Origin of the sequence: Rathayibacter sp. AY1C5 (genome assembly GCF_002931705.1) — a bacterium.
Taxonomy (GTDB): Bacteria; Actinomycetota; Actinomycetes; order Actinomycetales; family Microbacteriaceae; genus Rathayibacter.
This window is the reverse complement of sequence record NZ_PSWD01000020.1, coordinates 12,636-26,416: the sequence shown is the minus strand read 5'-3', so window position 1 is coordinate 26,416 and position 13,781 is coordinate 12,636. Positions and strand designations below refer to the sequence as shown.

Here is a 13,781-nt window from a genome sequence, read left to right as displayed (position 1 = left end):
ATGCGAGTCCTTCTGGTGGGCGGAGCGGGCTACATCGGGAGCCACACCGCCGTCGCGCTCCTCGAGAGCGGCCACGAGGTGCTGGTCGTGGACGACCTCTCGCACGCGAGCGAGCGGACCCTCGACGCGGTGGAGGAGCTGACCGGCTCAGTGGTCCCCCGCCTGATCGCCGACGCGCGCGACACGGCCGCGCTGACCCGCTTCCTCGCCGCCCACGGACCGGTCGACGCCCTGGTCCTGCTCGCCGGGCTCAAGTCGGTCGGCGACTCGGTGCGGCGGCCCCTCGAGTACTGGACGGTCAACGTCGGGCTCGCCACCGCGGCGTTCTCGGTCGCGGCGGAATCGGGGATCCGCACCGTCGTGTTCTCGAGCTCGGCGGCCGTCTACAGCCCGGGCGGCGTGATGCCGGTCGGGGAGGACTCCCCCGCCGGGCTGAGCGCGGCGAGCCCCTACGGCGCGACCAAGCGCGTCATCGAGGAGATCCTCGGCGACGCCGCGCGCGCCGATCCCCTCCTGCGCGCGGTCAGCCTCCGCTACTTCAATCCCATCGGCGCGCACCCGTCGGGGCGGATCGGCGAGGATCCGGCCACGGCGCCGGGGAGCCTCCTGCCCGTGCTGACGCGGGCCGCGGGCGACCCCTCCCGGTGCGTCGACGTCCTCGGCGACGACTACCCGACCCCCGACGGCACGGGGCTGCGCGACTACATCCACGTCTGCGATCTCGCGGCCGGGCACGTCGCGGCACTCGAGCGCGCGCGGCCCGGGCACCGCGTCTACAACCTCGGCACGGGCTCGCCGACGAGCGTCCTCGAGCTGATCGACGAGGTCGAGCGCGCGAGCGGGGAGACGGTCCGGTGGCGGGCCGTGGGGCGCCGGCCGGGCGACCTCGCGGCGAGCTGGGCCGACCCGGCACGCGCCGAGCGGGAGCTGGGCTGGCGGGCGGTGCGCACCGTCCGCGAGGGCGTCCGCGACCAGTGGCGGTGGCAGACCCTGCAGCGCATCGGCGTCTCCTGATCCTTCGGGCACGGCGTCACTGAAAGAGTGATTTCTTCTTCTCCGCGACTCTCCTCCATCGTTGTGATCTCCGAGGGAATAGCGCCTCCGCGACGCACTCCAGACGATCCTCGCCATTCCACTCGCGGCTTATCCGGATCATCGGACTCTCCTTTCCCCGTCGTTCTGCGACGACTCGTACTCGCCTTTCGATTCCTTCTCCACGAGCCGGTTAGCTTCTACTGCACTGCTGATCGGTCACCGACGACGGATAAGCATTCGGAGCCGCTCCCGTCTCCGGATGGCCGCCCGATCCTCACCGCACGCCCGGGGGAAGGGGCCCATCATCACTGCCGTCATCGACGCGACCACCCGTTCCCGATCCGTCCCGCCGGTCGGTCCCGGCCTGATCGTGCACGAGTGGGTCGAGCGTCGCGGAGGCGCCGAGCGCGTGCTCGAGGCGATGACCGAGGCCTTCGCCGACGCCGACGTCCGCGTCCTCTGGAGCGACTGCGCCGAGGTCGTCGGCAGGCCCGTCTCGGAGTCCTGGCTGGCGCGCACGCCGCTGCGCCGCCACAAGGTCCTCGCCCTGCCGGCGATGCTGCCCACGTGGCGGCTCCCGGTCGGCGCCTCCCGCGAGTGGGTGCTGGTCAGCTCGCACCTCTTCGCCCACCACGTCCGCACCAGCGGACCGACCCGCAAGCTCGTCTACGCGCACACCCCGGCCCGCTACATCTGGGAGCCCGACCGCGACGGCCGCGGCAGCAGCCTCGCCGCCCGCACCGCGAGCCTGCTCCTCAAGCCGATCGACCGCCTCCGCGCCGCCGAGGCCTCCTCCATCGCCGTGAACAGCCTCTTCACCGGGCAGCGGGTGCGCGACGCGTGGCACCAGCCGTCGCGGGTCATCTACCCGCCGGTGAACACCGAGCTGCTCTCGACGATCACCGACTGGCGCTCCCCGCTCGACGACGACGAGCTGCGCCTCCTCGACTCGCTCGCCCGGCCGTTCATCCTGGGCGCCTCGCGGTTCGTCCCCTACAAGCGCCTCGAGAAGGTCATGGACGCCGGAGCCCGCACCGGGCTCCCGGTCGTCATCGCCGGGCACGGCCCCTGGGAGGCGCGGCTCCGCGCCTACGCCGAGGAGATCCGGGCCGACGTGACCTTCGTCATCTCGCCCTCCGACCAGCTGATCCGCGCGCTCTACGCGCAGGCGCTCGTGTACGTCTTCCCCGCCGTCGAGGACTTCGGGATCATGCCCGTCGAGGCGATGGCCTGCGGGACGCCGGTCATCGGGACCGACATCGGCGGAGTGCGCGAGAGCGTGTCCCTCGCCGGCGGGGGCGTCATCGCCGACCTCGAGGGCGATCCCGACTGGAGCGACCTGCTGCGCCGTGCGCTCGCGCTCGACGTCGACTCCTTCCGGGCTCGCACCCGGGTCTTCTCGCGCCGGCGCTTCATCGCCGAGATCCAGGACTGGGTCGCCGAGCAGACCGCCTGACGACGGCGCTCCCCGCCGCGGGAGGCCGTCCGTGCGCGCGTCACCGTGCGTGCGGACGACCCTCCCGCGGAGGGATCAGAACAGGCCGCGCGGGGGCTCGATCGAGGCGAGGACGCCGGGGGCGGCGATCACGCTGAGGCGGCCGACCTCCTCCGGGGTCAGCTCGGGCAGGCGCTGCGCGAGGTCGAGGAAGCGCTCGATCTCGGACTCCTCGAGCACGTCGGCGGCGAGCGTGCGGAACTTCGACACGTACTGCTCTCGGCTGAACGGGTGCGCGCCCAGCGGGTGCGCGTCCGCCACCGCGATCTCGTCGACGATCGTCGTGCCGTCCGTCATCAGGATCTCGACGCGGGCGCCGAACGCCTTCTCGCCCGGATCGGTGGAGTGGTAGCGGCGCGTCCACTCCGCGTCCTCCTGCGTCGTGACCCGGTGCCAGAGCGCGATGGTGTCGGCGCGGGCGGCCCGCTCGGGGGCGTAGCTGTGCACGTGGTGCCAGGCGCCGTCCTGCAGCGCCACCGTGAAGATGTACGGCACGGAGTGGTCCAGCGTCTCGCGGGACGCGGCCGGGTCGTACTTCTGCGGGTCGTTCGCGCCCGAGCCGATCACGAAGTGCGTGTGGTGCGAGGTGTGCAGGACGATCCGCTCGACGCGCTCGGGATCGGCGACCTCGGGGTGCGTGCGGTGCAGGCGGCGGGCGAGGTCGATCAGCGCCTGCGCCTGGTACTCGGCCGAGTGCTCCTTCGTGTACGTGTCGAGGATCGCGCGCTTGGCCTCGCCGCGGTCGGGCAGCGGGACGTCGTAGCTCGCGTCGGCGCCGTCGAGCATCCAGGCGATGACGCCGTCCTCGCCCTCGTAGATCGGCGACGGGCTGGTCTCGCCGCGCATAGCCCGGTCGACCGCCTCGATCGCCATCTTCCCCGCGAAGGCCGGCGCGTACGCCTTCCAGCTCGAGATCTCGCCCTTGCGCGACTGCCGCGTGGCGGTCGTCGTGTGCAGGGCCTGCGCGACGGCCTGCTCGATCGTCGCGACGTCGAGGCCGAGCAGCGTGCCGATCCCGGCCGCGGCCGAGGGGCCGAGATGCGCGACGTGGTCGATCTTGTGCCGGTGCAGGCTGATCGCGCGCACCAGGTCGACCTGGACCTCGTAGCCGGTGACGATGCCGCGGACGAGCTGCGCCCCGCCGATGCCCGCGTGCTGGGCGACGGCGATCAGCGGAGGGATGTTGTCGCCCGGGTGCGAGTACTCGGCCGCCAGGAACGTGTCGTGGTAGTCGAGCTCGCGCACGGCGACTCCGTTGGCCCAGGCCGCCCACTCGGGCGAGACCCGGCGGGCCGGGTCGACGCCGAGGACGACCGAGCCCTGGCCGCCGATGGAGGCGGGGTGCGCGAGAGCCTGCGCGCGGGCGGCGACGACCGGGCGGCGCAGGAGCGACGCGGTGGCGACGGCGGCGTTGTCGATGACCCGGTTGACCACCATCTCGGCGACCTCGTCGTCGATCTCGACCGGATCGGCGGCGACCTCGGCGAGCGCGTGGGCGAGCTGCCCGTGTCGCGGGAGCTCCTCGTCGCTGCGGTGGACGCGGACGTGGTGTTCGTGCACGGGCGGCTCCTTCGTCTCTCCCCCAGGCTATCGCCCGCCTCCGGCCCGGGCCGCGCGGGCAGAATGGGCGGATGTCCTCCCCCACGCGCGTCGCGGCGCTCGACTGCGGCACCAACTCCCTCCGCCTGCTGATCGCCGACGTGGAGGGCGGCCGCCTCCGCGACGTCCAGCGCCGCACCGAGCTCGTGCGGCTGGGCCGCGGAGTCGACCGCACCGGCCGCTTCGACCCGGCCGCGCTCGAGCGGACCCTCGCCGTCACCCGCGAGTACGCGGCCGCCGCGCAGGAGGCCGGCGCTGAGCGCCTCCGCTTCGTCGCCACCTCGGCCACCCGCGACGCGGCCGACCGCGAGGACTTCCTCGCCGCCGTCGAGCGGATCCTCGGCGTCACCCCGGAGACGATCTCCGGCGAGGAGGAGGCGCGGCTCTCCTTCCGCGGCGCGGTCTCGGCCGTCGACTTCGCCCGGCCCGTGCTGGTCGTCGACCTCGGCGGCGGCTCGACCGAGCTCGTGCTCGGCGGAGCGGAGCCGGAGCAGGCGCACTCGATGGACGTCGGCAGCGTCCGCCTGACCGAGCGCCACCGCCGGGCCGCCGAACCGACGGAGGGCGAGCGCGCGGCGATGCGGGTGGACGTGGGCGCCGCGCTGGCCGCCTCCTCCGTCGACCTCTCGCAGGCCCGGAGCGTCGTCGGCGTCGCCGCGACCGTGCTCACGATCACCGCGCACGTCCTCCGCAGCACCGACCACGCCGCGCTCGAGACGTCCCTCCCCCTCTCCGAGGTCCTCGCCGCCTGCGACGAGCTCGCCGCGCTGTCTCCGGAGGGGACGGCGGCCCTCCCCTGGGTCCGCCCGGGGCGCGAGGACGTGCTGGCGGCCGGCGCGCTGGTCTGGGGCGAGGTCCTCCGCGCGGTCCACGAGGCGTCGCCGGGCGTCGACCGGGTCCGCTCGACCGCGCACGACATCCTCGACGGCATCGCGCTCGGCCTCGCCTGACGCCCGCGCGGGTCAGGCGGTGAGGGCGCTCCCGGAGTCGCGCGGGAGCCGGGCGGCGGCGGCGAGCGGCACGAGGGTCAGCACCGCGAGGGCGAGGAAGGCGACGCGGTAGGGGACGAGGCCGGGCCCGATCGCGGTGCCGACGGCGAGCGCCACCGCGCCCACTGCGACTCCGAGGCCGGCCGCGATCTGCTGCGTGGTGGCGTTGAGGGTGTTCGCGCCCGACATCCCCTCCTGCGGGACCTCGGCGAACGTGACGGTGTTGTAGGCCGTGAAGCCCGCCGAGCGGGCCACTCCGCTCAGCACCAGCAGCGCCACCACGAGCGCCACCGGAGTCGCCGGCTCGAGGAACGCCATCGCCGCCATGCACGCCGCCCCGACCGCGCTCGCCGCGACCAGCACCCCGCGGAAGCCGAGGCGCCGCAACAGCGGAGTCGTGGCCGGCTTGATCGCCAGGTTGCCGGCGAAGAGCGCCAGCACCACGGAGCCGGCCTGCACCGGGCTCCAGCCGAACGCGTCCTGGAACAGCAGCGGGAGCAGGAACGGCACCGCGTTCACGGTCGCCCGGTAGAGCGATCCGCTCGCGTTGGCGACCCGGAAGGTGCGGAAGCGGAAGGCGTCGAGCCGCACGAGCGGATGCTCGGCGCGGCGCAGGTGCCGCACGGCGAGCGCCGTCACGACCGCGCCGACGAGCAGCGGCACCACCGCCCGCCCGTCGAGCTCGGAGCCGGTGAGGAGCCCCGCCGCTCCGACCAGCGCGCCGAGCCCGACCGCGACGAGCACCAGCCCCGTGACGTCGAGCGGGGGCGGCGCGCTCTCGGAGGTGGCGGGGACGATCCGGCGCGCGATCGCGAACGCGACGACCCCGAGGGGCAGGTTGATCAGGAAGATCCAGTGCCAGGAGGCGACGGTCGTGAGCAGCCCGCCGAGGAACGGCGCGATCACGGGGGCGACCAGTCCCGGCCAGACCAGGATCGCGATGGCGTGGATGATCCCCTCCCGCGGAGTCGCCCGCAGCACCGCGAGCCGGCCGACCGGCACCATCAGCGCACCGCCGACGCCCTGCAGGACCCGGGCGCCGACCAGAAGCGGCAGCGTGGGGCTGAGCGCGCAGAGCAGGGAGGCGAGGGTGAAGACGGCGATCGCGCTGGTGAAGACGCGGCGCACGCCGAAGCGCTCGCTGAGCCAGCCCGAGGCCGGGATGAGGACGGCGACGGTGAGGAGGAACGCGGTGACGGTGATCGAGACCGCGGCGGAGTCGACGCCCAGGTCGGCGGCGATCGCGGGCGCGGCGGTCGTCACGATCGTGGCGTCGAGGTTCTCCATGAAGAAGCAGCCGGCGACGAGCAGCGCGAGGGAGCGGTGGCGGGGGTCCGTGCTGTCCTCCTCGTCGTGGGGCTGTCGGCGGCGAGCGTAGCGCGGCGACGGCGCGGCCGCCGGGCGGGTACCGTCGCAGCATGAGCGCTGCAGCCGAGACCAGGACGATCCAACTCCGACGCTACGAGCTGATGGACGGGGTGATGGACGACTTCCTCGCCTGGTTCCCCGAGCGGATCGTGCCGGCGCGCGAGGCCCACGGCTTCCGGATCGAGTTCGCCTACGCCGACCGCGAGGTGAACGAGTTCGTCTGGGCGGTCAGCACGGCCGGCGACGCCGACGCGTTCGCCGAGGTCGAGCGGGCGTACCTGGCCTCGCCCGAGCGCGACGCCGCCTTCGCGGGCGAGCCGAAGCGCGTCGCGGTGCAGCACGTGCGGCTGGTCGAGCGGATCGTCTGACCCGGGCGGCGTCCTGCCGGGGCGCCGCCGACTCCGGGCACCGTCGGGTCCGGGCGCCGTCGGGTCCGGGCCCGTCAGCTCCGGGCGCGCCGCACGGCCGCGAGGACGCCGCGGACCACGAGCGTCCCGACCGCGATCGACCCGATCGCTCCGGTCAGGCGCGCCCAGACGTGCTTCGGCCGGTCGATCCCGGCGCGGTCGGCGGGCGAGGGGAGCGAGGCGGGCGCGAGCGTGCGGCCCGCGGCTCCCGCCTCGGCCATGTGGGCGAGCCGGCGCACGGCCTCGCGGTTGCGGATCCAGAGGAACGAGTGCATCAGCGGCTTCGGGACGAGCGTGCCCGGGCCCTTCACGGGCGCCTCGTGCATCCGCACCTTCGCGCCGCGCGCGTGCGGCTCGACCTCGACGCGCACCCGGGCCTCGCCGAGCGGCCAGCCGGCGGCCTGGATGACCATCCGGCGCGGCGGGTCCCACTCGAGGACCGTGGTGCGGTCGTCGATCACGAGCGGCCAGAGGCCGAAGGAGTGGTGCAGCTGCGAGCCCACGTGCGGGAAGTCGGCGTCGACCTTCCGCATCCGCGACGCGCCGACGACCCAGCTCGGGAACAGCCAGCCGGAGGCGAGCACCGCGAAGACGGACTCGGGCGGGCAGTGGACGACGCGGGTGGTGCGGGACATCGCGGGCTCCTTCGAGTGGTGGTGGGGCGCGTGGCGGCGCCGTCCCTCAGCCTGGCAGGCCGGGGGCGACGACGGGCGCAGCGCAACAGCGGCGGCTCAGGCCGGGCGCGCCTCCGGCGACAGGTCGGGCGACTCGCGCACCCCGAACTCGTGCCACAGCGCGCTGCGGGCGGCGTGCCAGCCGGCCATGCCGTGCACGCCCGGCCCGGGCGGGGTGGACGAGGAGCAGAGGTAGAGCCCCTTCGCGGGCGTCCGCCACGGGTCGGTCGTGGGGACCGGGCGCGAGAGCAGCTGCGCGACGCTCGCGGCGCCGGCGGCGATGTCGCCGCCCAGGTAGTTCGGGTTGTAGGCCTGCATGTCGCGGGCGGTCATCGAGGAGGCGCCGATCACGCGGTCGCGGAACCCGGGGGCGAAGCGCTCGATCTGGGCGGTGATCGCCTCCTGCTGGTCGGCGGGCGAGTACCGGGGGACGTGCGTGTACGCCCAGAGGACGTGCTTGCCCTCGGGCGCCCGGGTCGGATCGACGATCGAGGGCTGCGCCACCAGCACGTAGGGGCCACGGCTGTGCCGGCCGCGCTTCACGTCGCGCTCGGCGGCCGCGATCTCGGCGCGGCTCCCGCCGACGTGCAGCGTGCCCGCGCCGGCGAGCTCCGGGTTCGTCCACGGCACCGGCCCGTCGAGGGCGAAGTCGACCTTGGCCACGCCGTTGCCGTAGCGGAAGCGCTGGAGGGCCGCGGCGTACGCCGGGGGCAGCCGGTCCCCCGCCATCGCGAGCAGCGCCGTCGGCGTGCCGTCGACGAGCACGGCGCGGGCCAGGGGCAGCTCGGAGAGCGAGGTCACCTCGACGCCGGTCTCGATGGTGCCGCCGTGCGCCCGGAGGTCGTCGGCGAGCGCGTCGACGATCGACTGGCTGCCTCCGATCGGCACCGGCCAGCCGCGCGCGTGGGCGTAGGCGCCGAGCGCCAGGGCGGCCGCGGCCGTCGACGGGCTCGGCATCGGGCGGATCGAGTGCGCGGCGACCCCGGAGAACATCGCCGGGGCGACGTCCTCGCGGAAGCGCAGATTCCACACCGGGGTGCCCTGCTCGAGCACCCGCAGTCCGAAGCGGATCAGCACGCTCGGGTCCGTCGGGATCCGCAGCAGCGCGTCGTTGGTGAAGCCCGCGACGCGGTCGGCCCGCTCGGAGAGAGGTCCCATCAGGGCGCGCCACGCCGCTCCGTCGCGCCCCAGCGCCTCGACCGTGCGGTCGAGGTCGCGGTAGGCGATGCCCGCGCGGCCGCCGTCGAGAGGATGCGCGTACGAGATCTCGGGGACGACCAGCTCGATGCGCCGGTCGAGCCCGAAGGCGCGGAAGAAGCCGGACGCGAGCGCCATCGGGTGCACCGCCGAGCAGACGTCGTGGTGGAAGCCGGGCAGCGTCAGCTCCGCCGTGCGCGCGCCGCCGCCGATCGTCTCGTTGCGCTCGAGCACGGTGACCGAGAGCCCGGCCCGCGCGAGCGTGACCGCGGCGGCGAGGCCGTTGGGCCCCGCCCCGATGACGACGGCGTCGACCACGGTCACTTCCTCCGCAGTGCCGAGACGACGCCCGCGGCGCCGGCGGCGAGGGCCGCGGCGGCCCCCGCGTAGCTCAGGGCGCGGTGGCGGATCATCCAGATCTGGGGCGTCATGGTGTGCGCGCGATCGCTGAAGAGGCCGCGGGCGCCGTGATCGCCGGGGACCGGCTCGTAGACGTTGTTCGGGAGCATCGGCTCCGTCTTGTCGGGGGCCTGCTGACCGTCGAAGGCGCTGCGGGCGAGGTACCAGTCCATGAAGCGCCCGGCGAAGCGGTCGCCGAGGATGGTGCCCGCGGTCGGCTCGCCGACCCAGGTGCGGCGGCGCGGCTCGTCGGCCACGTCGGCGATCGCGATCGCGCCCACCTCGGGCTCGTAGATCGGCGGCACGGGCTGCGGGTGGTGCGGCAGCTGCGACTTCACCCAGTTGAACTGGATGGTGTTGAGCGCCGGCATGTCGACCTCGGACAGGCGCACGCGGCTCTTCGCGTGCAGCAGCTCCGCGGTGACGGCCTCGGTGAAGCCTCGGGCGCCGAACTTGGAGGCGCAGTACGCGGCCTGCAGCGGGATGCCCCGGTGCGCGAGGGCGGAGCCGACCTGGATGACGTGCCCGCGGTCGCGCGGGGTCATCCGGGAGAGGGCTGCGCGGGTGCCGTTGACGAAGCCGAAGAAGTTGACGCCCACGGCGCGCTCGAAGTCGGCGGGCTCGGTCGACAGGAACTCGCCGAAGACGCCGACCATCGCGTCGTTGACCCACAGCTCGATCGGGCCGAGCTCGGCCTCGACCCGGTCGGCCGCCGACTCGACGGCCTCGCGGTCGGCCACGTCGGTCGGGATGCCCAGCCCGCGCCGGCCCTTCTGCTCGATCTCGGCCACCGTGGCCGCCAGTCCGTCCTCGCCGCGCGCCAGCACGGCGACGTCCCAGCCGCGGGAGGCGAGCTCGCGGACCGTGGCGCGTCCGAGCCCGGCCGTGCCGCCCGTGACGACGGCGACTCCGCGGCTCATGCGCGGGCCTCGCGGGAGGAGGTCTCGAGGCGGGGGTGCTGCGTCATGGTGCGGGCTCCTTCGTGAGGGCGCGGTGTGCGTCGGGAGTCCCACGCTAGGCGGGAGCGGCGGCGCGGCGCGCGGGGTTGCGCCCGATCGGTGGAGAGCTCGGTGGATCCGCGCCCGGGGAGGAGAATCGCTCCCGACAGCTCCCGGCTCTCCTCCAGAGACCGCCGCCAGACTGACGCCCGCCCGAGCACCCACAGACCGGATCGACGCATGACCTCTCTCCTCGACCTGAGCCTCGTCTCCGGCCCCCTCGTCGTCGCCGTCTACGTGCTCGCGATCGGAGCGCTCCTCCTCCTGCTCGCCGCCCACGTCCGCGCTCCCCGCCGCGGGCGCTCCCGGCGCGGCGGGATCGCCGTCGCGGTCCTCCTCCTGGGCCTGATCGGCGGCGCCGCCCTGGCCGCCCTCGTCGACGGGCCCGACGGCCCGTTCGGCGTCGACTTCACGCCGGTCACCCGGGTCGCGATCGGCCTGGGGATCGGCGGGCTGGGCGTCGCCCTGGTCGTCCTCGGACACGCGATCGCCCGCCGGCGCGCGCGCGGGGTGCTCGCGTCGCTCGCGGCCGGAGTGCTCGTCGTCGCGGCGGCCGCGATGACCGTCAACATCGACTTCGGCCAGTACCCCACGGTGCGCAGCGCGCTCGGGATCAGCGCGTACTCCGACTCCTCCGTGCCGGTCGCCGCCGCGGACGGACCGCACTCGGACCTCGCGACCTGGACGGCCCCGGCCGGGATGCCCGCCGTCGGCTCGGTCTCGACGGTCGCCATCCCCGCCACCGCGTCGGGCTTCCCGGCCCGCGACGCCGTGGTCTACCTCCCGCCCGCGGCCCTCACCGCGGCACCGCCGCTGCTGCCGGTGATGATCATGCTCTCGGGGCAGCCGGGGTCGCCCTCCGATCCGCTCTCGACCGAGAAGTTCCAGCAGACCCTCGACGCCTACGCCGCCACGCACGCCGGCCTCGCGCCGATCGTCGTGTCGCCCGACCAGCTGGGCGATCCGGACAGGAACCCGATGTGCGTCGACTCGCCGCTCGGGAAGTCCGCCACCTACCTCACCGTCGACGTCCCGAACTGGATCCGCGCGAACCTGCCGGTGCTCGGCGACGCGCAGCACTGGGCGATCGGCGGCCTCTCGCAGGGCGGGACCTGCTCGATCCAGCTCGGCGCCGGCCACCCGTCGCTCTTCGGCAACATCGTCGACGCCTCGGGCGAGCTCGCGCCGACCCTCGGCAGCGAGGCGGCGACGGTCGCGCAGGGGTTCGGCGACGACCAGGCCGCCTACGAGGCCGCGAAGCCGGTGAACGTCCTCGCGGCGAACGCCCCCTACACCGGCACCGTCGCGATCTTCGGAGTCGGCGCCGAGGACACCTCGTTCCTCCCCGGAGCGAAGACCGTCTACGCCGCGGCCGTCGCCGCCGGCATGAGCGCCACCTACCTCGAGGTGCCGGACAGCGCCCACGACGTCACGGCGTGGTCGGCGACCTTCGACAAGGGCCTCGAGATCCTCGCCGACCGCTGGAAGCTCGTCCCCGCCTCCTGAACGGCTCCGCGCCTCAGGCGCTCTCGACCAGCCGGACCGCCGCCTCGATCCCGCCGCTCCACGGCGCTCCGTGGCCCGGCACCACCCAGCGCGCCCCGGTGGGCAGGAGCGCCCGGAGCGACGCGAGCGCCTGCTCCGGCTCGTCGGTGAAGGGCGCGGGCTGCGGACCCGTGCGGCCGGTGAGCACGTGGCGGGTGGTCAGCCCGTCGCCGACGAAGACCGCGTCGGCCAGCGGCACGTGCACGGCGATGCTCCCCGGGGAGTGGCCCGGGAGCGCGATCACGCGGGGAGCGCCCGGCAGGTCGAGCGTCTGCCCGTCGTGCACCTCGACGACCTCGGTGAGCGGCGGGACCGTCGCGATGCCCTTCCGCAGCGCGTAGGCCGCGAAGCCGAGGAGCGGCAGGACGCGCAGCCGCGGTGTCGCGGTCCTCGGCTTCGCCCCGCCCTTCGCCCGCTCGGCGTCGGCGGCGTGCACGTGGACCGGCACGCCGTGATCGCGGCGCAGGCGCTCGGCGAAGCCCACGTGGTCGGAGTCGCCGTGGGTCAGCACGACGCCGCGCACGTCGTCGAGGGTGCGGCCCATCGCGCGCAGCTCGGCCAGGAGCTCCGGCCAGAGACCGGCCGGCCGCGTTCCTCCTCGTGACGGCCCCCGCTCCCGGCACGCCCGTCGCCCCCCAGGAGTACCGCGACGCGGCGAGCGCCCGCCTGCTGGACCTCACCGCGCAGCTGGCGGGCGAGGAGGACGCCCTCGAGGCGGCGCGCACGCTGACCGCCTGGGCGACGGGGTTCATCGGGATGGAGATCACCGGCGCCTTCACCCTCGGCGGCGATGTGGAGAGCGCCTGGCGCTTCGGGCTGGGGCGGATCGTCTCCGCGCTCGCTCCGGCCGCGTCGCGCTGAGCGCCGCCGCTCAGGCCCGGCGGAGCGCCGCCTCGTCCTCGAGGAACCGCGGACGGCACGCGACGATCCCGCTGACCAGCAGCACCGCCACTCCGGCGAACAGCAGCGCGTACGCGCCGCTCCAGTCCCCCTGCGCCTCGTAGAGCACGCCGATCAGCAGCGGACCGAGGCAGGCGAGCCCGTAGCCGAGCCCCTGCGTGGCGCCGGAGAGGGTCGAGGAGCCGGTGGTCGTCCGCGTCCGCGCGTTCACGAGCGTCAGCGTCATCGGGAACGTGCTGACGCCGAGCCCGAGGCAGACCACCCACGCCACGGCTCCCTCCAGCGGAGCGACGACGAGGCCGGCGTATCCGACGGCGAGCAGCGCGCAGCACACCACCACGACCACGACCGGGTTGCGCATCCCCAGCGTCAGCGGCGGCACCACGAAGGCGGCGGCGAGGCCGAACACCGAGAACAGCGCCAGCAGCGCACCGCCCTGCGCCGGATCCGCGCCCGCGTCGACGAGGATCGTCGGCAGCCAGGTGATGATCCCGTAGGTGTGCAGACCGGTCATCCCGAGCATCAGCACCATCGCCCAGAGCAGCGGCGTGCGCCAGGCCCCGTCCACGCGGCCGCCGGCGGCGGCCGGAGCCGCCCCGCCTCCTCCGCGGGCCGCGAGCGCCGCCCAGAGCAGGCAGGCCGCGGCCGTCATCACGGCCCAGATCCCGATCGCCCAGCGCCACCCCGCCGTCGAGGCCAGCGGCACCGCGACCAGCGGAGCGACGAACTGGCCCACCTGCAGCAGCGCCAGGTAGAGCGAGCTGACCGTCTTGATCCGCTCGGCGAAGTACCGCTTCACGATCGGCACGATGAGCACGTTCGTGGTGCCCACGCCCGCGAAGGCGACGACGGTCGAGAGCACCAGAGCGACCGGGCTCGGGCTCAGCGCGCGGAGGGCGATGCCCAGCGTGGTCACCAGCGTCGCGATCGCGAGCGTGCGCTCCAGGCCGATCCGGCGCGAGACGGCCGCGGCGACGAAGCCGAAGACGGCGAAGGAGGCGGTGACGATCGTCCCCAGCGCCCCGTAGAGCGAGGGCCCGAAGCCGAGATCGGTGCCGATCGTGTCGAGCAGCGGGCTGAAGCCGGTGACGGCGGTGCGGAGGTTCAGCGCGGTGATCGCGATGGCGGCGAGGGCCAGGAGGGCGGTGGCGCGGAGCGTCGGTGCTGCGGTCATG

Annotated in this window: 13 protein-coding genes; 6 read left to right on the top strand and 7 right to left on the bottom strand. The window is 74.7% G+C overall.

The annotated features are described in order from the left end of the window. Complete coding sequence (galE, locus tag C5C57_RS13245) at window positions 1–1,014, top strand: UDP-glucose 4-epimerase GalE (protein WP_104297705.1); 1,014 nt, start codon at window positions 1–3, stop codon at window positions 1,012–1,014. A gap of 280 nt (window positions 1,015–1,294) precedes the next feature. Beyond that, window positions 1,295–2,491, top strand: coding sequence for a glycosyltransferase (locus C5C57_RS13240; RefSeq protein WP_104269539.1), 1,197 nt, complete (start codon window positions 1,295–1,297; stop codon window positions 2,489–2,491). 75 nt (window positions 2,492–2,566) lie between these two features. Here C5C57_RS13240 and C5C57_RS13235 read toward each other — a convergent pair whose 3' ends face one another. Then, window positions 2,567–4,090, bottom strand: a complete 1,524-nt coding sequence (locus tag C5C57_RS13235; protein WP_104297704.1) for an MmgE/PrpD family protein — start codon at window positions 4,088–4,090, stop codon at window positions 2,567–2,569. 71 nt (window positions 4,091–4,161) lie between these two features. On the opposite strand from C5C57_RS13235, the gene C5C57_RS13230 reads away from it, so the two are divergent. Next, complete coding sequence (locus C5C57_RS13230; protein WP_104297703.1) at window positions 4,162–5,079, top strand: exopolyphosphatase; 918 nt, start codon at window positions 4,162–4,164, stop codon at window positions 5,077–5,079. Window positions 5,080–5,091: 12 nt separating this feature from the next. On the opposite strand, the gene C5C57_RS13225 is transcribed toward C5C57_RS13230, so the two are convergent. Next, window positions 5,092–6,405 carry an MFS transporter gene (locus C5C57_RS13225; protein WP_104297702.1) on the bottom strand — a complete coding sequence of 438 codons (1,314 nt, stop codon included), beginning with the start codon at window positions 6,403–6,405 and terminating at the stop codon, window positions 5,092–5,094. 131 nt (window positions 6,406–6,536) lie between these two features. Here C5C57_RS13225 and C5C57_RS13220 point away from each other — a divergent pair, with 131 nt between their 5' ends. Next, window positions 6,537–6,854 (top strand): NIPSNAP family protein, encoded by a 318-nt coding sequence (locus tag C5C57_RS13220; RefSeq protein WP_104224531.1) that lies wholly within the window; start codon window positions 6,537–6,539, stop codon window positions 6,852–6,854. Window positions 6,855–6,928: 74 nt separating this feature from the next. On the opposite strand, the gene C5C57_RS13215 is transcribed toward C5C57_RS13220, so the two are convergent. The 3 genes from C5C57_RS13215 to C5C57_RS13205 form a co-directional block, all read right to left on the bottom strand. Next, entirely contained in the window at window positions 6,929–7,528 is a 600-nt protein-coding gene (locus C5C57_RS13215) for an SRPBCC domain-containing protein (RefSeq protein WP_104233566.1), read from the bottom strand. Between the two features lie 96 nt (window positions 7,529–7,624). Next, window positions 7,625–9,082 (bottom strand): phytoene desaturase family protein, encoded by a 1,458-nt coding sequence (locus C5C57_RS13210; protein WP_374953609.1) that lies wholly within the window; start codon window positions 9,080–9,082, stop codon window positions 7,625–7,627. Window positions 9,083–9,084: 2 nt separating this feature from the next. After that, window positions 9,085–10,083, bottom strand: coding sequence for an SDR family oxidoreductase (locus tag C5C57_RS13205; protein WP_104248002.1), 999 nt, complete (start codon window positions 10,081–10,083; stop codon window positions 9,085–9,087). Window positions 10,084–10,341: 258 nt separating this feature from the next. Between C5C57_RS13205 and C5C57_RS13200 the strand changes: the two genes are divergently transcribed. Beyond that, complete coding sequence (locus C5C57_RS13200) at window positions 10,342–11,667, top strand: esterase family protein (protein ID WP_104297700.1); 1,326 nt, start codon at window positions 10,342–10,344, stop codon at window positions 11,665–11,667. A 13-nt stretch (window positions 11,668–11,680) separates the two neighbouring features. Here the strand turns inward: C5C57_RS13200 and C5C57_RS13195 are convergent, their stop codons facing one another. Continuing rightward, a complete protein-coding gene (locus C5C57_RS13195) occupies window positions 11,681–12,268 on the bottom strand; it encodes an MBL fold metallo-hydrolase (protein ID WP_258059934.1) in 588 nt (195 codons plus the stop codon). Between the two features lie 38 nt (window positions 12,269–12,306). Here C5C57_RS13195 and C5C57_RS13190 point away from each other — a divergent pair, with 38 nt between their 5' ends. Continuing rightward, window positions 12,307–12,567 carry a TetR-like C-terminal domain-containing protein gene (locus tag C5C57_RS13190; RefSeq protein ID WP_104247999.1) on the top strand — a complete coding sequence of 87 codons (261 nt, stop codon included), beginning with the start codon at window positions 12,307–12,309 and terminating at the stop codon, window positions 12,565–12,567. 10 nt (window positions 12,568–12,577) lie between these two features. On the opposite strand, the gene C5C57_RS13185 is transcribed toward C5C57_RS13190, so the two are convergent. Further along, window positions 12,578–13,780, bottom strand: coding sequence for an MFS transporter (locus C5C57_RS13185; RefSeq protein ID WP_104247998.1), 1,203 nt, complete (start codon window positions 13,778–13,780; stop codon window positions 12,578–12,580). Between the last annotated feature and the right edge of the window lies 1 nt (window position 13,781).

Bases quoted from the DNA above. Each gene is read 5' to 3' on its own strand.
- C5C57_RS13240 (WP_104269539.1), top strand. From the start codon at position 1,295: ATGGCCGCCCGATCCTCACCGCACGCCCGGGGGAAGGGGCCCATCATC.
- C5C57_RS13200 (WP_104297700.1), top strand. From the start codon at position 10,342: ATGACCTCTCTCCTCGACCTGAGCCTCGTCTCCGGCCCCCTCGTCGTC.
- C5C57_RS13215 (WP_104233566.1), bottom strand. From the start codon at position 7,528: ATGTCCCGCACCACCCGCGTCGTCCACTGCCCGCCCGAGTCCGTCTTC.
- C5C57_RS13230 (WP_104297703.1), top strand. From the start codon at position 4,162: ATGTCCTCCCCCACGCGCGTCGCGGCGCTCGACTGCGGCACCAACTCC.
- galE (WP_104297705.1), top strand. From the start codon at position 1: ATGCGAGTCCTTCTGGTGGGCGGAGCGGGCTACATCGGGAGCCACACC.
- C5C57_RS13220 (WP_104224531.1), top strand. From the start codon at position 6,537: ATGAGCGCTGCAGCCGAGACCAGGACGATCCAACTCCGACGCTACGAG.
- C5C57_RS13185 (WP_104247998.1), bottom strand. From the start codon at position 13,780: ATGACCGCAGCACCGACGCTCCGCGCCACCGCCCTCCTGGCCCTCGCC.
- C5C57_RS13225 (WP_104297702.1), bottom strand. From the start codon at position 6,405: ATGGAGAACCTCGACGCCACGATCGTGACGACCGCCGCGCCCGCGATC.
- C5C57_RS13205 (WP_104248002.1), bottom strand. From the start codon at position 10,083: ATGAGCCGCGGAGTCGCCGTCGTCACGGGCGGCACGGCCGGGCTCGGA.